The organism is Amycolatopsis thailandensis (genome assembly GCF_002234405.1).
GTDB lineage: Bacteria > Actinomycetota > Actinomycetes > Mycobacteriales > Pseudonocardiaceae > Amycolatopsis > Amycolatopsis thailandensis.
The window spans coordinates 36351-59906 of sequence record NZ_NMQT01000033.1 but is presented as its reverse complement, the minus strand read 5'-3'; the positions used below and the strand labels follow the sequence as shown (position 1 = coordinate 59906).

General features: G+C 69.9%; 19 protein-coding genes and 1 riboswitch. Of the genes, 6 read left to right on the top strand and 13 right to left on the bottom strand.

All coding sequences use genetic code 11. The features are described from left to right. Positions 1-25: 25 nt before the first annotated feature. Positions 26-101: riboswitch (cobalamin riboswitch) on the bottom strand. 130 nt (positions 102-231) lie between these two features. After that, entirely contained in the window at positions 232-639 is a 408-nt protein-coding gene (locus CFP71_RS10720) for a hypothetical protein (RefSeq protein ID WP_093933689.1), read from the top strand. Positions 640-703: 64 nt separating this feature from the next. Here the strand turns inward: CFP71_RS10720 and CFP71_RS10715 are convergent, their stop codons facing one another. From CFP71_RS10715 to CFP71_RS10685, 7 genes are all read right to left on the bottom strand, one after another. Further along, on the bottom strand, positions 704-1957 hold the full coding sequence (locus CFP71_RS10715; protein ID WP_093933710.1) for an HNH endonuclease signature motif containing protein: 1254 nt from the start codon (positions 1955-1957) through the stop codon (positions 704-706). 157 nt (positions 1958-2114) lie between these two features. Next, a complete protein-coding gene (locus tag CFP71_RS10710; protein WP_093933688.1) occupies positions 2115-2513 on the bottom strand; it encodes an SH3 domain-containing protein in 399 nt (132 codons plus the stop codon). 35 nt (positions 2514-2548) lie between these two features. Further along, complete coding sequence (locus CFP71_RS10705) at positions 2549-3586, bottom strand: hypothetical protein (RefSeq protein ID WP_093933687.1); 1038 nt, start codon at positions 3584-3586, stop codon at positions 2549-2551. A 185-nt stretch (positions 3587-3771) separates the two neighbouring features. Continuing rightward, complete coding sequence (locus CFP71_RS10700) at positions 3772-4521, bottom strand: hypothetical protein (RefSeq protein WP_093933686.1); 750 nt, start codon at positions 4519-4521, stop codon at positions 3772-3774. 76 nt (positions 4522-4597) lie between these two features. Beyond that, positions 4598-4843: a helix-turn-helix transcriptional regulator gene (locus CFP71_RS10695; protein ID WP_005162705.1), complete on the bottom strand. Its 246-nt coding sequence runs from the start codon at positions 4841-4843 to the stop codon at positions 4598-4600. Positions 4844-4846: 3 nt separating this feature from the next. Beyond that, entirely contained in the window at positions 4847-5698 is an 852-nt protein-coding gene (locus tag CFP71_RS10690; RefSeq protein ID WP_093933685.1) for an ABC transporter permease, read from the bottom strand. After that, a complete protein-coding gene (locus CFP71_RS10685) occupies positions 5695-6603 on the bottom strand; it encodes an ABC transporter ATP-binding protein (protein ID WP_093933684.1) in 909 nt (302 codons plus the stop codon). The genes CFP71_RS10690 and CFP71_RS10685 overlap by 4 nt, the downstream gene beginning before the upstream one ends. A 98-nt stretch (positions 6604-6701) precedes the next feature. On the opposite strand from CFP71_RS10685, the gene CFP71_RS10680 reads away from it, so the two are divergent. The 3 genes from CFP71_RS10680 to CFP71_RS10670 are packed head-to-tail and all read left to right on the top strand — an operon-like array spanning position 6702 to position 9921. After that, positions 6702-7799, top strand: coding sequence for a precorrin-3B synthase (locus tag CFP71_RS10680; protein ID WP_093933683.1), 1098 nt, complete (start codon positions 6702-6704; stop codon positions 7797-7799). Continuing rightward, positions 7796-8419: a precorrin-8X methylmutase gene (locus tag CFP71_RS10675; protein WP_093933682.1), complete on the top strand. Its 624-nt coding sequence runs from the start codon at positions 7796-7798 to the stop codon at positions 8417-8419. The genes CFP71_RS10680 and CFP71_RS10675 overlap by 4 nt, the downstream gene beginning before the upstream one ends. Next, positions 8416-9921, top strand: coding sequence for a precorrin-2 C(20)-methyltransferase (locus tag CFP71_RS10670; protein WP_093933681.1), 1506 nt, complete (start codon positions 8416-8418; stop codon positions 9919-9921). Before CFP71_RS10675 ends, CFP71_RS10670 begins: the two co-directional genes overlap by 4 nt. Here CFP71_RS10670 and CFP71_RS10665 read toward each other — a convergent pair. After that, positions 9912-10541, bottom strand: a complete 630-nt coding sequence (locus tag CFP71_RS10665; protein WP_244199628.1) for a LuxR C-terminal-related transcriptional regulator — start codon at positions 10539-10541, stop codon at positions 9912-9914. The two genes, CFP71_RS10670 and CFP71_RS10665, sit on opposite strands and share 10 nt — an antisense overlap. A gap of 94 nt (positions 10542-10635) precedes the next feature. Between CFP71_RS10665 and CFP71_RS10660 the strand changes: the two genes are divergently transcribed. Both CFP71_RS10660 and helR read left to right on the top strand, forming a co-directional pair. Beyond that, complete coding sequence (locus CFP71_RS10660) at positions 10636-14307, top strand: nSTAND1 domain-containing NTPase (RefSeq protein ID WP_093933680.1); 3672 nt, start codon at positions 10636-10638, stop codon at positions 14305-14307. Between the two features lie 231 nt (positions 14308-14538). Continuing rightward, positions 14539-16725, top strand: coding sequence for an RNA polymerase recycling motor ATPase HelR (helR, locus tag CFP71_RS10655; protein ID WP_093933679.1), 2187 nt, complete (start codon positions 14539-14541; stop codon positions 16723-16725). A 56-nt stretch (positions 16726-16781) separates the two neighbouring features. Here helR and CFP71_RS10650 read toward each other — a convergent pair whose 3' ends face one another. Genes CFP71_RS10650 through cbiE form a run of 5 tightly spaced genes read right to left on the bottom strand, consistent with a single transcriptional unit; the run spans position 16782 to position 23555 of the window. Then, positions 16782-19886, bottom strand: a complete 3105-nt coding sequence (locus CFP71_RS10650; RefSeq protein WP_093933678.1) for an arabinosyltransferase domain-containing protein — start codon at positions 19884-19886, stop codon at positions 16782-16784. Positions 19887-19919: 33 nt separating this feature from the next. Further along, entirely contained in the window at positions 19920-20663 is a 744-nt protein-coding gene (locus CFP71_RS10645; RefSeq protein WP_167406069.1) for a cobalt-precorrin-6A reductase, read from the bottom strand. Continuing rightward, complete coding sequence (locus CFP71_RS10640) at positions 20660-21655, bottom strand: Gfo/Idh/MocA family protein (protein WP_093933676.1); 996 nt, start codon at positions 21653-21655, stop codon at positions 20660-20662. Before CFP71_RS10640 ends, CFP71_RS10645 begins: the two co-directional genes overlap by 4 nt. Further along, positions 21652-22413, bottom strand: coding sequence for a precorrin-4 C(11)-methyltransferase (gene cobM / locus CFP71_RS10635; RefSeq protein WP_093933675.1), 762 nt, complete (start codon positions 22411-22413; stop codon positions 21652-21654). The genes CFP71_RS10640 and cobM overlap by 4 nt, the downstream gene beginning before the upstream one ends. Next, positions 22410-23555, bottom strand: a complete 1146-nt coding sequence (gene cbiE, locus CFP71_RS10630; RefSeq protein WP_093933674.1) for a precorrin-6y C5,15-methyltransferase (decarboxylating) subunit CbiE — start codon at positions 23553-23555, stop codon at positions 22410-22412. The genes cobM and cbiE overlap by 4 nt, the downstream gene beginning before the upstream one ends. Position 23556 lies beyond the last annotated feature (1 nt).

Here is a 23556-nt window from a genome sequence, read left to right as displayed (position 1 = left end):
CCGGGTCGTGCGGTCGCGACGGCCGGAGTTCCTGGCTTCCCCTCGCTTGGCTACGAGGGGTGACAGTGGCGGGACCGCCCCGGACTCTCACCGGGTTCCTCCCTCTGCCGTCGCGTGGGTTCCCGCTCACTCTCCGGTGCGGTCCGGCGGGAGTCAAGGTGATGTGCCCGGCAGGCGGGTTTGCGCTGGTCGGGGTGGTCGTGAGTGGCGGGCTCTGACAGTCTCGCGGGTATGCGATCGGTGTTCGTGTTCCCCCGCTTGGACCAGGTCGACACCTTCGCCGTGCTTAATGCGCTTTCGCCAGGTCAGAACGCGCCCTGGCTGGTGGAGGACGTGCTGTACTGCTGGCTGGAGACCGAGGACGGCAGTCTCTATCGGGGCTGGGAACAGGAAGCCGACGAGCGCCTGATCCCCGCGATCGGTCACCGTCCGGCCTGGGCGATAGAGATCGAAGTGTCCGGCCGGGTCGATGGAACGGAGCAGCTGCGGCGGCTGGTCCTGACTCTGCTCGAGCATGGAGGTGTCGTGGTGGACGACTACAGCGACCATGCGTGGACAGCGGGCGAGATCCGGGCCCACACGCGATACGAAGGCTTGACCTTCTTCGACTTCCGAGGTTCGTACAACCGGCTCATCTAGCTGCGGGCATGCCGAGGGGCCCGTCGCCGGTGTGGCTGGCGGGCTCCTCGGGTGATGCAGAGGTTCAGGCGCGGTGGAGGGTGTTGCGCCGGATTCTTCGTAGCGGATCCAAGTACTGGGGTGGGATGAACTCTGGTAGCCCGTCGGCGGCCATGCGGACTTGCCAGTCGCCGTGGTGGATCAGGCGGTGGTGGAAGCCGCAGAGGAGCACGAGGTTCCGGAGGTCGGTGGGTCCGCCGTCTGCCCAGTGGTGAATGTGGTGGGCGTGGCAGTTCTTGGGTTTTCGGTGACAGCCGGGGAACGCGCAGCCTCGATCGCGGATGTTGAGTGCGCGTCTCTGGCCTGGGGTGACGAACCGTCGTAGTCGCCCTACGTCGAGGGGTTCACCAGCGGCGTTCATGACCACGGGGAGCATGAGGCAGTCGCAGGCGGCCATGCGCGCGTCGCGTGCGGTCATGGTGCCGACGAAGTCGAGGCAGGCTTTCCCGATCCCGGTCTTGAGCTCTTCCAGACCGATGGTCACGTGCACCAAGGTCCGGTACCCGCTGGTACCGGGCTGGTCCGGGCAGGCGATCGCCAGATCGAGAAGCTCGGCCCAGGCGTCGCCCTGGCGTTCGCATTTCATCCGCAGGTCGGCTTGGCCGAACTCGTCCACCGGGCGAGGCTTCGCATACGCCTCCAGCGCAGCTGCGGTGCGAGCTCCCAGCTCGTCATCGAGAAGGCCGGTGAGTTTCCAGAACCCATCCCGACGGCGTTCCAAGGTCACTTCCCGGCGCGGCTGCTTCGGCTCGGGGTCTTTGGGTTCGTTCCCGTCGGGATCCAGCCAGCCGAGGATGTCCTCTTCGGCCTTCGCAACCTGCCGGGGCCCCGCGTCCCGGGCCAGCTCGGCCAGGACTTTCTCCGCGTACTCCCGATCCTCGGCCGACGTATCGGCCGGGAGTCTCTTCAGGATGTCCAGGATCTGGTCGATCCGGTGCTCACCGATCAGCCCCTCGGCCGCCACCGCGGCCGTGGTGGGCGCGACAGCCGGGACCTCACCGCCGTCCAGGGCCCGGGTCGGGTTCAACGCGATCGCCCGCTTCACCACCGCCTGCGCCTCACCCCGCGACAACCCCGCCACATCGGCGAACCACGCCGCCGTCGACCCATACCCATACAAGTCTTTCGGGCCCCGAGACTCGATCTCCGCCAGAAACCGCCCCATCGCGGCCGACGCCACCCGCATCACCTGCAGAAACTGCTTCACGCCATGGGCAAGCTCCAGCTCGCAGGCACGCCACAACTCCTGCGGCAGTTCAGGAAGGAAGGTCTCGGACACCCCTCCATAATACACCCACATTTCGAACACGTGTTCGTAATTTTGCGTCACCACTAACTCGCGCTTTTCCCACTTTCGTGTGATTCGGCAATCCCGCATTCAGTCGGCTGAATGCGGGATTGCCGACCCCCTTTTTTCACGGTGGCGGGTGAACCGGCTAGTCGTCCACGACGCACGTGCTGGGGACGTAGGCGTCACGCCGGCTGTTGCCATCGCGGTCGATGGGGATCCAGCCGTTGGCGCCGGAGTACCCGCACAGGTCGTATCTGGAGCCGTGGGCCTCCACCGGGAAACAGGACAACCGGTGTCCTCGCTGAAGCGCCGGACCCACGGGGGGATAATTCAGGCCCGGCCCGGAACGCATGCTCAACGACTGGGCGATGACCCTCACCCAGCCGTAATCGGCGCACTTCGCGGGCGCGAGAAGGGCGGTGCCTTCCGGCGTCGCGGTGGCTCCCGGTGCGGCGGTGGCTCCCGGACCGCTGGTGACCAGCAGACCCGCCGTCGCGAGTAGCACCGCCGCGGCGAATCGGCGCGGTTTCGCTTCGAACGTCATGAGCAATCTCCTCTGTTCGGGTGATCGTTGTGCTGTCAGCTCTTGAGCGGGACGACGAAGACATGGCTCATGCCCGCGTTGTGCGTCGTGGCCGACCCTCGCGAGTCGGTCAGGCCGATCGCGGTGCCCTGCACCCCGCCGTCCATGCCGTCCTGCCACTTCACCAGGACGTAGGCGTTGAACCGTTGTTCGCAGTCGGTTCGGACCTTGAAGTCGGGCAGGTGCAGCGCCACGTAGTGGTGGTGCACGGAATAGGACATCCGGCGGGTCGTCGTGGTGGCGTTGCTGCTCTGGCAGAGCCGGTCGCCGTTCCATTGGTTGACGAACAGCGTGAACGTGGCCGTCGACGACGGTGGTTTGGTGCAGTCCTTGTCCTTTACCGGGTAACACGTCTTGTATTCGGTGTCGGCGAAGACGCTGAGTTTCGTGAAGCCCGGCGCGAGGGTGAAGTACGGCAGCGCGGGCTCGCGCGCCACGACCTGGGGATCCGGCCCGACCCGCACGAGGCCGCGGGGGGTGGCGCGCTGGGCGGGCAGGCCGTCCGCGGTGTTGGCGACGGAGGTGGCCGCGAACTCGAGGAAACCTTCGTGCAGCTGGAACCGGGCGTCGAGGGTGTCCCGCATCGTGGCCGCGCGGACGTACGCGGTGCAGGTGACCTTCGTGGCGACGCCGGGGTGGACCAGGAAGCGGGTGGTGAGCTGGACGTCCTCCTTCTCCGGCTCCAGTGACGCGCCCTGCTGCAGGACGTTCTGTCCCGTCACGTAACTCTGTTCACCGCCCGGCCAGGTGCACCGCACCTCGTTGTCGAACAGCGAGCGATAGGTGGCCGAATTCGCGCGCATGACCGACCTGACATACGCCGTCTGCGTCGCCGACATCTCCAGGGCGACGCTGCCCAGAGCCTTGACCTCTTGGTCGATCTTCACCGGCTCACCCGGCTTCGTCGCGGGTACCTTCGGCGCGAGCACGGGCTGTGGCGTGAACCTGACTTGGGTGACCGTGCTCGCGTTCGCCGGAGCCGCGAGCACGGTCAGCGACAAGGCGCCGATGACAAGGAACGCTATTCGCCGCACCCGAGGTCTTCTTCCCCGGAAAATCGTCATGAGTCATCCCCTCGTTTCCGGAAGTTCTGTCCGGGGCAACGGTAGGAAGCGTTCCGGTGACGGGGGAAGAGCGGTTCGGCCTTGGCGTCGAATTACGGCCAAATTCGGGTGTTCGCGCAGTTCAGCGTTTTGGCTCGCGGCGCCGTCCGGTCAAATCACGGCCTGGCGGAGCCGGTGCAGAACCAGTACGCGCCGGGCAACGCCGAACTGTCCTGGCTGCTGTCGCCGGCGCGAATGTTCCCGATGGCGGTTTTCGCCGAGTCGTAGAAATGACCGGTGATGGGAAGATTGTTGTCATACGAAAAGACCGCGTCCTGCAGATGGTAATCGGCAAGGCGCCAACACGTGTTCTGCCGCTGGGTCCGGAAGTTCATGTCGTCGAAACCGATGTTGCGGTAGAGGCACAACCACGTCGCCGCGCACGGCTCGGCGATCGTGGCGGGCACCGGTCTTTCCGGGGCCGGCCACATTACGACGACCAGCGTCGCCCCGATCGCGACGCCCGCGCCCAGTGCCCACCACCGGTGCCGCCTGATCCACGGCGGCGCCGGAGGGGGTTCCACCGGCTCGGCGTGGACCTGGATCGCGGCGGAAGCCTGGTCCCACCACAGCCGCCACTGCGCCCGGACCCGTTGTTCGTCCTGGCCGAGCACGCCGACCGCCAGCGACCGGACGAACTCCCAGGTCGTGTCCCAGGAAGGAAGTTGCGCGCCACGGGCGGCCGCCGACAGCACCGATTTCGAGACGAGCGCGCCGTGATCCTGGCGCATGGCGTCGTAGGACGGATTCCCCGCGGCCTGCTTGAGCTCCCACAGGCGCCGGGCGAAGACCGCCGCGGGTTCGTCACCCTCGGGAGCCTTGGCGATTCGCCCCCGGCGTCCGGGTTTGGTCGTGTCGTTGCCCATGGCGCCCCCCACGTGACGGTCCGACAACGGCAGTATGCCAGCCCGCGCGCGAGGAGCCTTTCCCCCGATCGATGGTTCAGGCCGACCGCTCCGACGAGGAATCGCCGATCCGCGGGAAAGGGGCGGTGGAGAAGATGATCTCCACCGCCACCTCGAAGAATTCCGCGATCCGCAGCGCGAGGTAAAGGCTCGGGCTGTACTCGCCGCGTTCGAGATAGCCGATGGTCTGGTAATGCACGCCCAGCGCATCGGCGAGCTCGCGGCGGGAGATGCCCCGTTCCGCCCGCAGCATCGCGATCCGGTTGTAAACGACCTCGCTCATGAGCTAGCCAATTCGCTGCATCGCCTTTTCCCGTCGTGCCGCCACCGAGGACCCGGATTCGCGGCGCGCCATGCGCCGCAGGACCACCGGGGCCAGCACCAATCCGATCACGGCCCAGACGGCCAGCACTCCGAGGGTCTCCCAAGGCCGCCAGGACTGCCCGATCTCGATCATCACCGTCGAGTCCGGCAGCAGCGCCGACCGCATGCCGAGACCGAGCCAGTACATCGGGAACACCTGGCCGACGCCTTGCAGCCATTCCGGCAGCGCGGTGATCGGGTAGAAGATCCCGGAGATCGCGCCGATGCCCAGTGTCGGCAGCATGATCAGGCCGATGCTGCGCGCGTTGGTGGTCAGCGAGCCGAAGATCGCGCCGAGCGGCATGGTGGCGAGCAGGCCGAGCACCAGCACCCACAGCAGGCCCAGCCAGGACGTCAGTCCGCCCGGGGCGATGCCGTCGAACAGGATGAGGCTCGGGATCAGCACCAGCAGCATCCCGATGACCGTGCTCAGCGACACCGTGACGACCTTGCCGACGAGGTAGCCGACCATGCCGTTCGGGGTCGCCTTGGCGCGCAGGAGCGTGCCGTCCTCGCGCTCGACGGCGAGCACCCCCGCCATCCCGAGCATGCCGCTGAACACGATCGACGCGCCCAGCACACTCGGCACGGTCGCGGCGCCGAGCGAGAACTCCGTGCCCGGCAGTTTCGCGTCGCGCATGAAGAACATGACGACGACGAAGATCGCCGGGAAAAGGAAGGTGTTGAACAGGTCTTCGCGGTTGGTCATCATCTGGCGCGCTTCGAGCCAGCCTCGTGTGACGCCCATCCGGACACTGTGCTGAACCGGGTTCATCGCGCACCCACCTCCACGAGCGGGGATTCCGCTTGGCGCACCAGGGTCATGTAGGTGTCTTCGAGCGACGCCCGCCGGACCTCCAGGTCGCCGACGGCGTCCCCGTGCTGCTTGAACAGTTCGTGCACGTACTTCGTCGATTCCGTCGTCGAGTGGACGAACCGCTGGCCGTCCAGCGTCCAGCGCACCTCGGCCTCTCCGGCGATCTGCCTGCTCAGCGCGTCGGCCGAACCGTCGGCCACGATCCGGCCGTGGTTCAGGATCAGGATCCGGTCGGCCAGCTTCTCGGCCTCGTCGAGGTCGTGCGTGGTGAGCAGGATCGTCGTGTCGTCGTCATCGGTGAGCCGGTGCACGAGTTCGTGGAACTCGCGCCGCGCCTCCGGGTCCAGGCCGGCTGTCGGCTCGTCGAGGAACAGCAGCTCCGGGCGGCCGACGATGCCGATCGCGACGTCGAGACGGCGCCGCTGTCCGCCCGACAGCATCCGGACCCGCTTGTCCGCGTGCGCGGTCAGCCCGACCGCGGCGATCAGTTCGTCCGGATCCCACGGCCGCTTGATGCGGTCGGTGGAGTACGGCGCGTAGTAGCCACCCAGGTGCTCCAGCAGTTCCCGGACCCGCCACTTCGCGTGGTCGCGCCAGGACTGGAGGACGACCCCCAGCCGCGCCCTCCAATCCTCGTCCGCGTGCGCCGGGTCGATGCCCAGCACGCTGACCTCGCCCTCCGATCGCATCCGGAAGCCTTCGAGGATCTCGATCGTCGTGGTCTTGCCCGCCCCGTTCGGCCCCAGCAGGCAGATCACCTCGCCGCGGTGCGCGGTGAAGTCCACTCCGTGGAGGACGTCGTTCGTCCCGTACCGCATCCGGAGATCTTGGACGGAGATCATCACGTCGTGTGGATCTCTCATAGGTCACCCCCATCTCAGTGCTGCGATCGAATGTAGCACACCTACTACATTCGATCCGACCATTACTCTCCTCGAAATCGGCCATCTACAGTGAGCGCATGTCCGCGAGCGCACGTGTCCGAGCCGATGCGTGCCCCGGTGTTTTCGCCACCCACGACGCGGCGGACGGTCCCCTCGCCCGGGTCCGGCTGCCCGGTGGCGCCATCACCGCGGACAGGTTCAGGGCTCTCGCGGACGCCGCCGACGACCTCGGCGACGGCGCTCTCCATCTCACTTCGCGCGGCAACGTCCAGCTCCGAGGCGTCACCCGTCCCGGTCTCGCGACCAGGCTCTCCGCGGCAGGGCTCCTGCCTTCGCCGTCGCACGAACGCGTCCGCAACATCCTCGCCTCGCCGCTGAGTGACGTCGCCCAGGAACTCGCCGCCGCGCTCGACAAGGCCCTGTGCGCAGACCCCGAGCTGGCCGAACTCCCGGGACGCTTCCTCTTCGCGCTCGACGGCGGTCAAGGTGACGTCGCGGGAGAAGGCGCCGACGTCTGCTGGCGCGACGGCGCGGTGCTGCTCGCCGGCGAAGACACCGGCCTGCGCGTCGGCCCGGAACACGCCGTCGACGCGCTGATTTCGATCGCGCGCGCGTTCCTTGGGGCCAGGGGAGCGGCTTGGCGGGTCAGCGAACTTCCCGACACGGAACCGCTGCTCGGCGACGTCCCAGGGGAACGAACCCGGCCGGAGATCTTCGCGACGAAGCCTGGCCTGCCGATCGGGCCGATCGGTGACGCGGTCGCGGTCGCCCCGGTCTTCGGTCGCCTGACCTCGGCTCAGGCGCGTGCGATCGCGCGCGCCGGGGACGCCGTGGTCACCCCGTGGCGGTCGATCCTGGTCCTCGGCCCGCTGGAAGCGGACACGGGCCTGATCACCGATCCGGACGAGCCGTCGCTCGGGATCAGCGCCTGCATCGGACGCCCGGGCTGCGCGAAGTCGCTGGCCGACGTCCGGGCCGACGCGTCGCGGGTCGGCAAGGCCCCGAGGGCCCATTTCGCCGGTTGTGAACGGCGATGTGGAAAACCCGCGCACGAGCACGTCGACGTCCTCGCGACGGAGGACGGCTATCTGGTCGACGGGGCGTTCGTCCCGGTCGGCGAGCTGGCGAGGACGTTGGCGGAGAAGGACAGCGCCGAATCGAAGGGACAGCAGTGATCGACTACATCCGGGACGGGGCCGAGATCTACCGGCATTCGTTCGCCACCATCCGCGAGGAGGCGGATCTCGCGATCCTCCCCGAGGACGTCGCGGTGCTGGCCGTGCGGATGATCCACGCTTGCGGGATGGTCGACCTGGTCGACGACATCCGCTACAGCCTGGACGTCGTGGAATCCGGCCGCGCGGCGCTCGAAGCGGGCGCGCCGATCCTCTGCGACGCCAACATGATCGCCTCCGGCGTGACCCGCAAACGTTTGCCTTCCGCCAACGAGGTGCTGTGCACGCTGTCCGACCCGAAGGTGCCGGGGCTGGCCGAGCGGATGGGCACCACCCGGTCCGCGGCCGCGCTGGAACTCTGGCGCGACAAGCTGCCCGGTTCCGTGGTGGCGATCGGCAACGCGCCCACCGCGTTGTTCCGCCTGCTGGAACTGCTCGACGAGGGGGTCGGCGCCCCGGCGGCGATCATCGGTGTCCCGGTGGGTTTCGTCGGCGCCGCCGAGTCCAAAGTGGAGCTCGTCGAGCGGGCACCCGCGCCCTATCTGGTGGTGCACGGACGACGCGGCGGCAGCGCGATGGCCGTCGCCGCGATCAACGCGATGGCGAGTGAGGTCGAATGAGCGGGCTCGGGAAACTCTGGGGTGTCGGGCTCGGGCCGGGTGACCCGGAACTGATGACGGTCAAGGCCGCGCGGCTGATCGCCGAGGCCGACGTCGTCGCCTACCACAGCGCGCGGCACGGCCGGAGCATCGCGCGTTCGGTCGCCGAACCGTACCTGCGGGACGGCCAGGTCGAGGAGAAGCTGGTCTACCCGGTCACCACCGAGACCACCGATCACCCCGGCGGCTATGAAGGCGCCATCGCCGACTTCTACGAGCTGAGCGCGAAACGGCTCGCAGAGCACCTCGACGCCGGACGCGACGTGGTGGTGCTCTGCGAAGGCGACCCGTTCTTCTACGGCTCCTACATGTACATGCACGAACGGCTCGCGGACCGCTACGAGGCGACCGTGGTGCCCGGCGTGACGTCGGTCAGCGCCGCGTCGTCGGTGCTCGGCCGCCCGCTGGTGCAGCGCGACGAGGTCCTCACCATCCTGCCCGGCACCCTGCCCGCGCCGGAACTCGCGCGGCGCCTCGCCGACACGCAGGCCGCGGCGGTGCTCAAACTCGGCCGCACGTTCGGCAACGTCCGCGAGGCGCTGGCCGAGGCCGGGAAACTGGACGACGCCTTCTACATCGAACGGGCGACCTGGCAGGCGCAGCGCGTCGAGCCACTCGCCGACGTCGACCCGGACTCGGTCCCGTACTTCTCGCTGGCGCTGCTGCCCAGCCCGGCGTACGCGTCCCGGCTCGCCGACGAACCCGAAGTCCCCCGGAAGCCGGAAACGCACACCGGCGGCGAAGTCGTGGTCGTCGGCCTCGGCCCGGCGGGCCCCGGCTGGCTGACCCCTGAAGCGGCAGAGGAACTGGCCGCGGCGGAGCACATTGTCGGCTACGGCCCCTACGTCGCGCGGGTTCCGCAGCGCGCGGGCCAGCAGCGGCACGCGTCGGGCAACCGGGTCGAGGCCGAACGCGCCGTCGAAGCGCTGGAGCTGGCCGCGAACGGCGCCAAGGTCGCGGTGGTCTCCTCGGGTGATCCCGGGGTGTTCGCGATGGCGTCGGCCGTGCTGGAGCAGGTCGCGGCCGGGCACGGCGCGGGTACGCGGGTGCGGATCGTGCCGGGCGTGACAGCCGCGCAAGCGGCCGCGTCCCGGGTCGGGGCGCCGCTGGGCCACGACTACTGCGTGCTTTCACTGTCCGACCGGCTCAAGCCGTGGGAGATCATCGAACGACGGCTCGACGCGGCGGGCGCGGCGGATCTCGTGCTCGCGCTGTACAACCCGGCGTCCCGCACGAGGACCACGCAGCTCGCGCAGGCCCGTGACGTCCTGCTCCGGCACCGCGCCCCGGAGACACCGGTGGTCGTCGCCAGGGACGTCGGCGGGCCGGAGGAGGACATCCGCGTCGTCACCCTCGGCACCCTGGATCCCGCGGAAGTGGACATGCGGTGCCTGCTGATCGTGGGTTCGTCGAAGACCCGCGCCGAGAACGGAGTCGTCTGGACGCCGCGCAGCTACGAATGACGGCCCAGCCCGGCGTTCCGGGCCTGGCCGAGCAGCACCTCGCGGTCGTCCGTGCCGGCCTTGGCGTGGATCGACGACACGACGTTGCGCACGGTTTTGGGCGCGAGTCCCAGCTGCCGTGCCACCTGGGCGATCACCAGCCCGCCGGCCAGGAGGTCGAGCACCTCGTGCTCGCGTGAGGTCAGCCGGGGGAACACCCGGACCGGCTGGGAAGCGGCCAGCAGGCCGTAAAGCCGGTCGGCGGCGCGTTCGCCGAACACGACCGCGCCCGCCGCGACCCCGCGGATGAACCGGATCAGGTCGTCGGGACCGGCGCTCCGCGACAGGACCCCGCGGGCGCCCGCGAGCATCGCGGCGACCACGAATTCGCCGTCGCCGGGCGGAGTCAGCACGAGTACGGCGGTTCCCGGTACGCGGGAAGACACTTCGCGCGTTATGGCGAGCCCGTCGAGCGCGGGCGGGTGAACGGACAGGACCAGGACGTCCGGGCGCAGCGCGGTGGCGAACCAGACCGCTTCGCGTTCGTCGGGGGTATGGGCGAACACCTCCAGCTCAGGGGACACGGGCGGCTCGGGGACACCGGCGAAGACCACGCTCACCACTGGGGTTCGAATCGGCACGCGTTCGGTTGTAGCGCAGAACTTTTGTACAGTGTCGGGCCGTTTTCGGTGAACAATGTCCATTCGATAACGCTCGACGAATCAGGGGGGCCTGGTGCCGAGACGTGAGCGTCCGCTGGGACCGGGCGAAGACGTCGTCGTGGAGTTCGCGGCGGATCTTCGCCTGCTTCGTGAGCAAGCCGGAGGGCCGACGTACCGCGAGCTTTCGACCCGCGCCGGTTACTCGGCCGCCGCGCTGTCCGAAGCGGCGGGCGGCCGGAAACTGCCAGGGCTGGCGGTCACGACCGCGTACGTCACCGCGTGCGGCGGCGACGTCGCGGCCTGGGAGGAACGCTGGCGCGCGGTCGCCGCCGGGCTCGCGGCGGCGTCCGAGGTCCCTGACGACTGTGTTGCCGCTGAACTCCCGTACCTGGGGCTGGCCGCGTTCCAGACCGCCGACGCCGCCCGGTTCTTCGGCCGCGAGCGCCTGGTCGCCGAGCTGACCGGCAAGCTCTCGGAACGACGGCTCGTCGGTGTCTTCGGCGCGTCCGGTTCGGGAAAGTCGTCCGTCCTGCGGGCCGGGCTGGCGGCGGTGAGCGAACGTCCTGTCGTTCTCCGCACGCCTGGCGCGCACCCGCTCGAAGAAGACCTCGACGCCGAGGGACGGCTGCTGATCGTCGACCAGTTCGAGGAGGTCTACACGCTTTGCGGCGACCAGGCCGAACGGGAGAAGTTCGTCGACGCGCTGCTGGCGCTCGCCGGCGACGAGCACGGGACCCGGGTCGTCCTCGGCGTCCGCGCGGACTTCTACGGTCACCTCTGCCGTCACGCTGGGCTCGTCGAGGCCCTGACCGACGCGCAGGTGATGGTCGGCCCCATGACCGCCGACGAACTCCGGACCGCGATCGTCGAACCCGCCGTCCGCGCGGGCTGCCGGGTCGAGGCCGCGCTGGTCACGACGCTCGTCGCCGACGCCACCGGCCAGCCCGCGATGCTCCCGCTCGTCTCGCACGCGTTGCTGGAGACCTGGCGGCGGCGTCAGGGGATCACGCTGACCAGCGCGGCGTACGAAGCGGCGGGCGGGATCCTCAACGCGATCGCCCAGACGGCGGAGGCCGTTTACACGGATCTGGAGCCGGACAGGCGGAGCGTCGTCCGGCAGATCTTCCTGCGGATGACCGCGCCCGGCGAAGGCACTGAAGACACGAAGCGCCGTCTCAACCGGCGCGAGCTCGACGACGATCCGGCGACCAGGGAGGTCCTCGAACGCCTCGCCGACGCGCGTCTGCTCGTCCTCGACCGCGACGGCGTCGAGATCGCGCACGAGGCCTTGATCCGCAGCTGGCCGAGGCTGCGCGACTGGCTCGCGGAGGACCGCGAAGGGCACCGCCTGCATCGGCAGCTGGCCGAGGCGACCGATCTGTGGGAATCGCTCGATCGCGACAAGGGCAGCCTCTATCGCGGCACGCGGCTGGGTCTCGCGGCCGAATGGGCGGCCAGGGAGCCGGACGCGCTGAGCACGCGCGAGCGGGAGTTCCTGGAGGCAGGGCTCGACGCCGAAGCCGAGGAGACCACCGTCGTCCGCAAACGGACCAAGAGGCTGCGAAGACTTGTCGCGCTCCTTCACGTGCTGCTGGTGCTGGCGGCGGTGGCCATCGTGTACGCCGTCGATGCCGAGAACACCGCGACCGATCAGCGGAACGTGGCGCTCGCGCGCAAGGCCGTGGTCGACGCGAAGACGTTGCGGGAGTCGAACCCGGCGCTGTCGACGCAGCTCAGCCTCGCCGCGTACCGGCTCGCGCCGATCCAGGAGACCCACGACGGCCTGCTCGCGTCCATGGCGGCGCCGTTCGCCACCCGGATGACCTTCGACCCCGGAGACGTCACCGTGGTGCTGAGCGGGCAGCTCATGATCACCTCCGACTCCTACCGGTCGACGCGGGTGTGGTCCATCGCCGATTCGCGGCGTCCGGCGCTCCTGTCGACGTTGCCCGGTTCGGGGGAGGTTCGCGGGCCGCTCGCGTTCAGCCGCGACGGACACGCTTTGGCGACCGTCACCCGGGATCACCGGGTCCGGCTCTGGGATCTGACCGAGCCGCGGCGCCCGGTGCGGAAGGCCGACGTCACCGGTCATCAGGACACCTTGCTCTCCACCGATTTCAGCCCCGACGGCCGCGTTCTGGTCACCGGTTCCGTCGACCGCACCGTCCGGCTCACCGACGTCGCCGACCTCGGCGCGCCGAAACCGCTCGGCGGGATCCCGGCCGAGCGGCTCGAACGCGCGGTCTTCAGCCCCGACGGCAAACTGCTCGCGGTCACGAACACGAACTGGACGGCGGAACTCTGGGACGTCACCACGCCGTCCGCGCCGCGGCGGCGCTCCGTCCTTTCCGGACACCAGGACCTCCAGCTCACCCCGTCGTGGAGCCCGGACGGCAAACGGCTGCTCACCACGAGCTGGGACCGCACGGCGAAACTGTGGGACGTCGCGGATCCGGCGGTGCCGCGCCCGCTGACGACGTTGACCACCCCGGCCGTCGTCTGGGCGGCGGGGTTCAGCCCGAGCGGGAGGCTCGTGGTGACCGCGGGCGACGACCAGTCCGTCCGCCTCTGGGACGTCACGGGACCGGCGAAGGAACTGCCGCCGCTGTCCGGGCACACGAACGCGATCTGGTGGGCGGCGTTCTCGCCGGACGGCAAGACGATCGTGTCCACCAGCGCCGACCGGACCGTCCGGCTGCAGGACGTCGGCGAACTGGCGCTGGCTTCGAGCGCGGGCTGGAACGTGGGCCTGTTCACCGAGCAGGGCCGGATCCTCGTCACCTCCGGGGACGACGTGCGGCTCTGGGCGATGGACGACCTCCGCGCCCCGAGACAGCTCGCGAAACTCCCCGGCCCGGCCACCGTCACCGCCGTGGCGCTGAGCCCGGACCGCCGCAGCCTCGCGCTGGCGGCGCACGACGGTGCCGGTGTCGGCGGGAAGTTCGTGCTCCAGCGCTGGGACATCGGCGATCCGGCCGCCCCGAACCTGACGGCGTCGACCACGGTCTTGCCGACCTACTCGCTCGCGTTCAGCCCGGACGGGAAGACCTTCGCCTCCGGCCACGACGACGGGCCGATCCAGCTCTGGGACGTTGGCGATCCGACGCGCTTCGCCGAGCCTCGAGTGCTGCCGGTCGGTGACGGCACGGTCTGGTCGCTCGCGTTCACCCCCGACGGGCGGACGCTCGTGTCCGGTCAAGGCCCCGACTCGTCCGCCGTGACGCTGTGGGACGTCGCCGACCCCAAGCGACCGGGGCTGGTGTCGACCCTGTGGCCCGACAGCGGCACGTTGTTCAAGATGGCGCTCAGCCCCGACGGCCGCACGGTCGCGGCGGGCAGCAGCGATCGGAACGTCTACCTGTGGGACATCACCGATCGCGCGCACGCCGTGCGGCTGGCGAAACTCGGCGGCCATCCCGAAGGCGTCGGGCCGCTCGTGTTCGGCCCGTCCGGGAAGGAACTGGCGGCTTCGGCGTTCCGGACGGTGCGCGTCTGGGATCTGGCCGATCCGCGGAATCCGGTCGAATCGGCGCAGCTCACCGGCTTCGCCGCGACGGTCAACTCGCTGGCGTACCGGGACGACGGGCATACGCTCGCGATCGGGAGCAGCGGTGTCCAGCTGTGGCAGACGGACACCGCACGAGTGGGCGAGGAGATCTGCCGGCTGGCGACGCCGAGGATCACCAGGGAAGAGTGGGAGAAGTACTTTCCGGGGCTCGAATACGCGCCGCCGTGCGGGGAGTGACGAGCGGCCCAGGTGGCGAGTTGCGAAAGCCACTTTCGCAGCGTTCAACGTTGTGAAAGTGGCTTTCGCAACGTTGGCGGAGCTCGCGCGAGACCGGACCCGAGCGGCCGAGACATGAACGGAGTAACTCCCTCCGTAATAAACATATAGCGCATGGGGGGACTTGCCACAAGACCCCGGTCATGCTTCAGACTCACTCGCCGTAGCCGAAACCTGGCGAAATGGGAGTCTGTGTCAACTCAGGGTCATGAAGAAGAGCTCCGGTCCGAACGCGACTACGTCGCCGGGCTCTACGCGCGCCTGGACGCCGAACGCGTGCGGGTGAAGGGGGAGTTCCAGGCCGCGCTGGGCGGGACCGGCGGCACGGCCATGGAACGCGACGTCGAGGTGCGCGCGCTGGGCAGGGAGTCGCGGCGGCTGGACGTCGTGGACAACGGCCTGTGCTTCGGCAGGCTTGACAGCCTCGCGGGGGAGACCTCCCACATCGGCCGCATCGGTCTCTTCGACGAGGAGAACGACTACGAACCGGTGTTGCTCGACTGGCGTGCCCCGGCGGCGCGCCCGTTCTACACCGCGACCGCCGCGACGCCGGAGAAGATGCGCCGTCGCCGTCAGTTCCACACGCACGGGCGTGAGCTGCTCGGGTTCACCGACGAGGTGTTCGGCCGTCCCGGCGGCGACGCGGAGGGTGACGCGGCGCTGCTCGCGGCCGTCAACGCGCCGCGTGGCGAGGGGATGCGCGACATCGTCGCGACGATCCAGGCCGAACAGGACGAGATCATCCGGCACGAGCACCCCGGGGTGCTGGTGATCGAGGGCGGGCCGGGCACCGGCAAGACCGTGGTGGCGCTGCACCGCGTCGCGTACCTGCTCTACACGCAGCGCGAGCGGATGGAACGCCACGGTGTGCTCGTGGTCGGGCCGAATCCGGCGTTCCTGCACCACATCGGGCGGGTCCTGCCATCGCTGGGCGAGACCGACGTGGTGTTCATGACCACCGGTGATTTCGTGCCCGGCAAGCAGGTCACCGCCGAGGACGGTCCGGAGGCGACGAGGCTCAAGGGGTCGCTGAAGATGCTGGACGTCCTCAAGGCCGCCGTCGCCGACCGTCAGCGGCTGCCGGAGGAGCCGGTGCTGATCGAGCTGGCCGACGTCACGGTCCGGATCGACGCCGAGACCGCGGAATGGGCCAGGGACGAGGCGCGCAAGAGTGGCTTGCCGCACAACGAAGCGAGGGTGACGTTCACCGACATCGTCACCTACGTCCTGACCGAGCGGGCGATCGCGCGGATCGGCCGCGGCTGGCTCAGCCGGGACGACCGTGACGAATGGGAGCGGCTGCGGAAGGACTTGCTGAAGGAACTGGCCGAGAGCGAGACGTTCACCACCGCGCTCGCCGAGCTCTGGCCGATCCTGACGCCCGAAAGCCTGCTGGGGTCGCTGTTCTCGTCCTCGGAACGGCTTCGCGCGGCCGGTGCCGATCAGGCGTTGCTGCGCGCGGACGGGGAAGCCTGGACGGTGTCGGACACGCCGCTGCTCGACGAACTCGTCGATCTGCTCGGCCGTGACAAGACGGCGGACCAGGCGGCGGAGAAGGCCCTCGCGCGGGAGAAGAAGGCCGAGGCCGAGTACGCGGAAGGTGTGCTCGACACGATGAAGCTCGACCGCGAGGAGATGGACGAGGACGTCATGCTGTCGGCGGAGAACCTCCTCTTCGCCGACGAACTCGCCGACCGCTTCGTCGAGCACGACACGCGCAGCCTCGTCGAGCGTGCCTCGGCGGACCGGGACTGGACGTACCGGCACGTCGTGGTCGACGAGGCGCAGGAACTGTCCGAAATGGACTGGCGGGTGCTGATGCGGCGTTGTCCCAACCGGTCGTTCACCGTCGTCGGGGATCTGGCGCAGCGCCGGTCCGAGGCCGGGGCGCGGACGTGGGGCGCGATGCTGGAGCCGTACGTGCCTGGCCGGTGGGTGTACCGGTCGCTGACGGTGAACTACCGCACGCCGTCGGAGATCATGGCCGTCGCCGCGTCGGTGCTGGCCGAGTTCGCGCCGGACGTCCGGGCGCCGGAATCGGTGCGGTCCAACGGTGTCCGGCCGTGGGCGCGGCAGGTCTCCGCGGACTCCCTGGCCGGCGCCATCGAGGAGTTCGTCAAGGACGAGGCCGGGCGTGAAGGCACCAGCGTCGTGATCGGGCCGCCGGGGGTGCCGGGCACCGTGCCCGCCTCGGAGACGAAGGGGCTCGAGTTCGACGCCGTCCTCGTCGTGGACCCGGAACGGATCCTGGCCGATGGCCCACGCGGTGCGGCTGAGCTCTACGTGGCGCTTACGCGCGCTACGCAGCGGCTCGGCGTCCTCCACGAGGGCGCCTTGCCGCCCGCTTTGACGGGGCTGAAGGACGCTTTCCCCGCATAAGACGCAGCGAAGCGGCCCTTCACCGCGTCTCATGCGGTGAAGGGCCCCTTCAGCCCCTAGCGGGTCGGGTCCTTGCCGTTCGGCTGCCGCGGTCCGGGACCCGGCGACCACCAGCCGGGCACGACCTTCTCGCCGTGGATGATCGTCGGCGCGATGCCCTCGGTGAACGGTTCGACCTGCAGCAGCTGGCCCCAGGACTGGCTGGGCTGGCCGATCAGGTAGCTGGGCACCTCGGGTTCGGCGGCGACCTCTTCGAGCCAGCCGATCGGGCCGCCGTTGGTGCTGGACGCCCAGTTCGCCTCGTCGGCGACGGCGCCCGCGGTGATCCGGTACTCGGGCATCTTCGAGATGCCGTCGTGCGAGGTCACCGGCTCGACGCACGGGTAGACGAACGACGCGGGCCAGTCGACGTACACCGGTTTGCCCGCGATCTTCTCGGTCAGCGTGGTGAACGTCGGTACGCGCGGCGCGGACGCGGCGATCCAGCCGTCCTCGGTGAGGTCGTTGTCGACGATGTTGATCCGCACGGACGTCGTCTCGGCCGGGAGGTCGCGCAGGTTGATCCGGGTGTCGTTCCAGCCGTTGGTCCCGGCACCCGGCGGCAGCACGAACTGGCTGCGGACGACCTTCACGCCTTCGGGGGTGTTCACGCCGTAGTCGAGGCTGACCGACGTCGGCCGCCGTGCCGCGCCCGCGGTGGCGACCACGATCTGGCCGTCGGCGGGCTTTTCGGCGAGGGCGTACCAGTCGCTGCGCAGCCGTCCGGCCCGCGTTTCGGGGTCGAGGAAGCTGCTCCACATCGGCACCTCGTCGGGCTTGAAGCCGTGCGGAGGTTCCGCGAGCGGGTCCTTGTCGTCGATCGCGCGGGTGTGGAACCCGGTCTGCACGCGGCCGTTGTCCTGCTCGGGATCGGGCAACGGCGGCGGAGTCTGCCCGGCGGGCGGCTCCTCCTTTTTGACCGGCACCGTCCGCTGTTCGGGCTGGGCCCGAAGGATGCTGGTCGCGGCGTCGCGTTCCACCATCACGTGGTCGGAGAGGTTGCAGCTCTTGCCGAACAGATGCCCGAAGTTCGCGGCGCCGAGGCTGTAAGACCCCTGCTGGTTGTGGATCGCCCACGCCATGCTGACGAACTCGCCCGTCGCCATCAGACCGCAGACGACCACCAGCGAGAGGGACCCGAGCCGCAGTGACCGGCTCCGGCCCTCTTGCGGTCCCGCCTGCTGACCGGGCCGGTGCGCGCGGACGTTCTCCACGAACGCGTAGATCCCGGAGATCGCGGCCGCGATCAGCAGGATCGTCGACAGCGGGATCCCGCCGATCGACGGCGCCACCGCGGTCCACTGCACGCCGAGTTTCGAGACGAACCAGAACGAGTTGGGCCCGGTCGCGGCCAGCGCGCCGACCACGAGCAGCCCGGCGAGGAACGCCGCCCGGTTCCGTCTCGACCGCAGCACCGTCGAACTCGTCGCCAGCGCGGTCAGCGCCGCCATGGCCGCGCCCACCGCGGCGAACGCGCCGAAGTGGTGCGTCCACTTGGTCGGGGTCAGCGCCAGCAGCAGGAAGAACAGCGCGACCGTGCCGATCAGGCGACGGCTGGGGCCGAGCGCGGCGCCGGGGATCCGGCCGCGGCGCAGCAGCACCACCAGACAGGTCCCGGTGCACAGCAGCACCAGCAGCACGGGGAACCGGCGTGGCACCGACCCGTCCGGCAGGCTTTCGAAGAGCAACTGGTAGCGCGCGAGTTCCTGGAACCACGACAGGTTCGGGCCGACCAGGGTGCGGATCCGGGTCGCCTCCTGCACGGTGGCGAAGGTCTGGTCGGCGAACACCACGACGAGCACCAGCAGCCCGGCGGCCAGCACCGGCGCGAGCACCGGCAGCCAGCCGTTCTCGGCGCGCTGGCGGACCAGCTTGAACAGCGGGCGCGCGGCGACCAGGAACGGGGCGACCGCGATCAGCCCGGTCGGCGTCGCGGCCAGGGTGAACCCGGCGGCGGTCAGCCCGAGGCACAGCGGCAGCAGACGGCGGGTCACCAGCGCGCGTTCGACGGCGCAGATCGCCAGCAGCGAGCCCAGCGCGGCGACCGGTTCCGGCCGGACACCGTTGTTGAACGGCATCCACCAGACCAGGAACACCGCGGCGGCGGCCCAGCCGGCCGCGCGGCTCATCCGGACCTGGGTGCCTAGCCGGGGCATGACCTCGCGGCTGATCAGCAGCCAGCTCAGCACGCCGAGCAGGAACGACGGGAGCCGGATCCACGGCGGCACCGTGCTGACGTGCGCCATCAGCTGATACACGTGGTAGAACCAGCCGAACGGGGCCTCGGCGACGCCGAACCACCGGTGATAGTTCGTGAGGTAGCCGGTCTCTTCGGCCACTCTCGACATCGTGAGGATGTAGCCGTCGTCGGAGGTGACCGGGCCGATGAAGACCCACGCGCCGAGCGCGATGATCACCGTCGCGTCGCGGGCGGTCAGCCGCCACCAGCCGACCGGCGCCCAGCGCGGCGCGCGGCGGGCGGACCCGGAGTCCATCCGCCACACCGCGATCAGGCAGCCGATGAAGCCGAGCGCCGCGAGCACGCCGACGATCCACTTCAGCACCGTCGGTGACGTCTGGTAGCGGGTGTCCGGGACGACGGAGACGTGTAGGCCGGCGATCGGGTCCTTGCCCGCGTTGATCGACGAGTAGATCCCGACCAGCCGAGGCCGGACGTCACCCTCGGCGTGGAACACCACGGTCTCGGCGACGGTCAGCGTCATCTGGTTCGCGTCGGCCGAAAGCTTGATGTCGCATTTGTTTTCGGGCAACGGCTGCTGCACGATCTGCTGTCCCTGACTGGACGCGAGCAGCACGCCGTTGTCGATGCGCAGCTGCAGCCCGACACCCTTGCCCGCGCGCGGGTCGGTGCGGCCGTCGGGCACGGTGGAGAACAGCAGTGCCTGGCCCTGCGAACGCGCGTCGAGCGACCGGACGGTCGTGCACGGCAGGTCGACACGGAGGTCCTGGGCCCAGTACCCGGTCAAGGGCGCGTTGACGGAGCGGGTGTCGCCGCCCGTTGGCCAGACGACCTCCGCTGTGTCCTGCACCACCGGCAGGAAGGGGAAAGCCAATGCGCACAAGGCGGAGAGCAACCCCAGCGTGACAGCGATCAAACGCATCGGCGCAACGCTAACGGGTCTGGTCCGAACGGCTTACGCAGGGCTGCCCTTCGTCGCGACCCCGATCCAGGTTAGGGCGTCCCGAACCGACGTCACGCTGGCTATTTCGGGACGTCGCGGACGCCGGACGACGACCACCGGGAGACCGAGCCCGCGAGCCGCGGTGAGCTTCGCGGCGGTCATCGCGCCGCCGCTGTCCTTGGTCACGAGCACCTGGACGCCGTGCCGTTCCATCAGCGCGCGTTCCCTCTCCACCGTGTACGGCCCTCGGTCGAGCAGGACTTCGTGCCGCCGGGGGAGCGGTGCCTCGGGCGGGTCGACGCACCGGATCAGGAACCACAGGCCGAGGCCGGCGAAAGCGGCGAGCCCCTGACGTCCGCTGGTGAGGAACACTCGCTCGCCCAAAGCCGGCAGCAGTCGCGCGGCGTGGTCGAGGTCGTCGGCCCAGTGCCAGGTGTCGCCGGGCTGTTCGGTCCAGCCCGGCCTGGCGAGCCTGAGCAGCGGCGTTTCCGTCGCGAGTGAGGCTTCGGCCGCGTTGGCGCCGATGCGCTCGGCGAAAGGGTGGGTGGCGTCGATCACCGCGTCGACGTCGTTCTCGGTCAGCCAGCGCGCGAGACCTTCCGGGCCGCCGAAGCCGCCGACACGGGTTTCGCCGTCCGGCAATTTCGGTCGCGCGACGCGGCCCGCCAGCGAAGACACGACGTGCTCGCCTTGCTTGACCAGCGCTTTGGCCAGTTCCCGTGCTTCGCCGGTGCCGCCCAGGATCAGCAACTTCATCGCGCCACGGCCGCGCGCCACCGTTCCAGCGTGCGCAGGTTGGCGAGCGTTTCGGCCCAGGTGAGTTCGGGTGCCTGCCGGTCGGCGAGGTGCGTGGCGACGTGGTCGGCCTCGCGAGCAAAGAGGCCTTGAGTCGCTTCGACCTCGATCACCTCGGGCTCGCCACCCTCCGGCGTGAGGACGATCTGCGAGGTCTTCGGCTTGCGCATCTCGTGGATCCACGCCGGTTTCGGCACGTACAGCTGCCCTTGCGAGCCGTAGACGCGGATGTGGTCGTCCTGCGTCAGCTGAAACCCGCAGGACACCTGCGCGATGATCCCGCCCGGCAGCCGCAGCAGCCCGGACGCGAACTCGTCGACGCCGTTCGCGTCGAGCCGCGCCATCCCGAGCACCTCCTCCGGCTCGACGACGTGCTGTCCGGTCGCCGCCTGCGAGACCAGCCGCGCGAGCGACGTGCAGTAACAGCCGACGTCGAAGATCCCGCCGCCGCCCAGCGCCGGATCGGTGAGCCGGGGCACGGCGAAGTTGTAGCTGAAGGCGACGTCCACCGCGCGGACCTCGCCGATGGCGCCGCACGAGATCAGCTCCGCCAGCCGCCGGATCTGCGGATGCAGCCGGTACATGAACGCCTCCATGAGGAAGACGTCGTTGACCCGCGCCGCTTCGATGACCTTTTCGGCCTCACTGACCGACACGGTCAGCGGTTTTTCACACAGGATGTGCTTGCCTGCTTCGGCCGCCCGGATCGCCCACTCGCCGTGCAGCGGATGCGGCGTCGAGATGTAGACCGCGTCGACGTCCGGATCGGCGAGCAGATCCTCGTAGGAGCCATAGCATTTAGGGATTTCGAAGCGGCTCGCGAACTCGGCCGCCCGGTCACCGGAACGGGCGGCGACGGCTTCGAGGACACCGTGCTTGCTCTCCTCGACGCCCGCCGCGAACTCGGCGGCGATGGTCCCGGCGGCCAGCAGGCCCCAGCGCAGACTCTTCACAGTGACTCCGGTTGGTTCGCGCGATCCCTGGTGGCCGAATAGAGAAAGCTATCGGGAAATCCTTCGGCCGCAAGGACTTCTCCGACGAAGATCATCGCGGCGCGGCTGATCCCGGCCGCACGGGACTGCGCGGCGATGGTGCCGAGCGTGCCGCGCAACACCTGCTCACCCGGCTGACTCGCCAGCGCGACCACCGCCGCCGGGCAGTCTTCGGAGTAGAACGGCCGCAGTTCGTCGACCACCTGCTCGATGCGGTTGATCGCCAGATGCAGCGCGAGCGTGGTGCCGGTCCGCGCGAAGTTCGCCAGCGTCTCACCCGGCGGCATGGCCGTGGAGCGGGCCTGGGCGCGGGTGATGACCAGGCTCTGGCCGACCTCGGGCACGGTCAGCTCGCGGTTGAGCAACGCGGCCGCGGCGGCGAACGCGGGGACGCCGGGGGTGACGTCGTAGGGGACACCGGCCGCGTCGAGGCGGCGCATCTGTTCGGCGACAGCGCTGTAGATCGACGGATCCCCCGAACACAGCCGCGCGATCTCGTGGCCGCCTCTGTGGGCTTCGACCATCCGCTCGACGATCGCGGGGAGGTCGAGGTTCGCGGTGTCGACGAGCACCGCCTCCGGAGGGCAGTACTCCAGGAGCGCTGTCGGCGTCATGCTGCCGGGGTACAGGCAGGTTCCGCAGCGGCCCAGCAAGTCACGGCCCCGCACGGTGATGAGGTCGGCGGCGCCGGGACCGGCGCCGATGAAGTGGACGGTCACGGTTTGCTCCGAAGATTCCACTGTGTCACGGCTCGCGCCGGGGTCCAGCCGGTGAATCCGCCCAGCGGCGCCGCCTGCTCGACGCCGACGCGGATCAGCTCCCCGCCGTGTTCGGTGTACGCGCGGGCCAGGGCCTGTTCGGCTTCGAGGGTCACGCCGTGCGCGACGATCCGCGCGCCGGTCGCCAGGCAGGCGTCCAAGACCCCGGGCACGGTCAGCCCGCCGCCGACGAAGATCGCGTGCGGCCTGCTCAGCCCTTCGAGTGCGTCCGGGGCCGCGCCGATCACGACGTCGAGCTCCGGGACGCCGAGCGTGTGCGCGTTCCGGGTGATCCTGGCGGCTCGCTCCGGCGACCGCTCGATCGCGATCGCCCGGTTCAGCGGATGCACGCGGGACCACTCGATCCCGACGCTGCCCGCGCCCGCGCCGACGTCCCACAGCAGCTCACCGGGCGACGGCGCGAGCCTGGCCAGCGCGGACGCGCGCAGGTCGCGTTTGGTGAGCTGGCCGTCGTGCTCGAAAGCGTCGTCCGGCAGCCCGGTCAGCGGCAGTGCGGGGCCGTCGGCCTCGATGGCGAACACGGTCAGCGAACCGGGGCCGATCCGCTCGTCGGGGCCGCCGAGGTCGGACAGCGCGGTGACGCGGCTCTTCTCGTACCGGCGGGCTTTGAGCAGGTCAAGCAGGTCTTCGGCGTTCGCGCCGAGGACGAGGATCTTCCGGCCGGGCGCCAGTGCCCGGCTCACCCGGCCGATCGCGCGGCCGACGACCGTCACCACCTCGGTCTCCTCCGCCGACCAGCCGAGCCTCGCGCGGGCGAGCGTCACCGAGGAGAGCGCGGGCAGGACCTCGACGTCGTAGCCGCGCTGGATCAGCGTCGTGCCGATGCCGGACAGGAGTGGATCGCCGCTGGCCAGCACACAGACGCCGGTTCGGCCCGCGAGGAAGTCGTCGAGGGCGGGCAGGAGCGGGCTTGGCCACGGTTCGGATTTCACCCCGGCCGGCAGGTACGCGAGCTGGCGCGGCGCGCCGACGACGACGTCCGCGCGGAGCACTGCTTCCCTGGCCTGCGCGGACAGGCCGGGCCAGCCGTCGGCCCCGATACCGACGACCGTCAGGGGTGATTTTTCGCGCACGTTCGTCACG

Coding starts and splice junctions, on each gene's coding strand:
- CFP71_RS10720 (WP_093933689.1), top strand. CDS start 232: ATGCGATCGGTGTTCGTGTTCCCCCGCTTGGACCAGGTCGACACCTTC.
- CFP71_RS10710 (WP_093933688.1), bottom strand. CDS start 2,513: ATGACGTTCGAAGCGAAACCGCGCCGATTCGCCGCGGCGGTGCTACTC.
- CFP71_RS10700 (WP_093933686.1), bottom strand. CDS start 4,521: ATGGGCAACGACACGACCAAACCCGGACGCCGGGGGCGAATCGCCAAG.
- CFP71_RS10695 (WP_005162705.1), bottom strand. CDS start 4,843: ATGAGCGAGGTCGTTTACAACCGGATCGCGATGCTGCGGGCGGAACGG.
- CFP71_RS10690 (WP_093933685.1), bottom strand. CDS start 5,698: ATGAACCCGGTTCAGCACAGTGTCCGGATGGGCGTCACACGAGGCTGG.
- CFP71_RS10685 (WP_093933684.1), bottom strand. CDS start 6,603: ATGAGAGATCCACACGACGTGATGATCTCCGTCCAAGATCTCCGGATG.
- CFP71_RS10680 (WP_093933683.1), top strand. CDS start 6,702: ATGTCCGCGAGCGCACGTGTCCGAGCCGATGCGTGCCCCGGTGTTTTC.
- CFP71_RS10670 (WP_093933681.1), top strand. CDS start 8,416: ATGAGCGGGCTCGGGAAACTCTGGGGTGTCGGGCTCGGGCCGGGTGAC.
- CFP71_RS10650 (WP_093933678.1), bottom strand. CDS start 19,886: ATGCGTTTGATCGCTGTCACGCTGGGGTTGCTCTCCGCCTTGTGCGCA.
- CFP71_RS10645 (WP_167406069.1), bottom strand. CDS start 20,663: ATGAAGTTGCTGATCCTGGGCGGCACCGGCGAAGCACGGGAACTGGCC.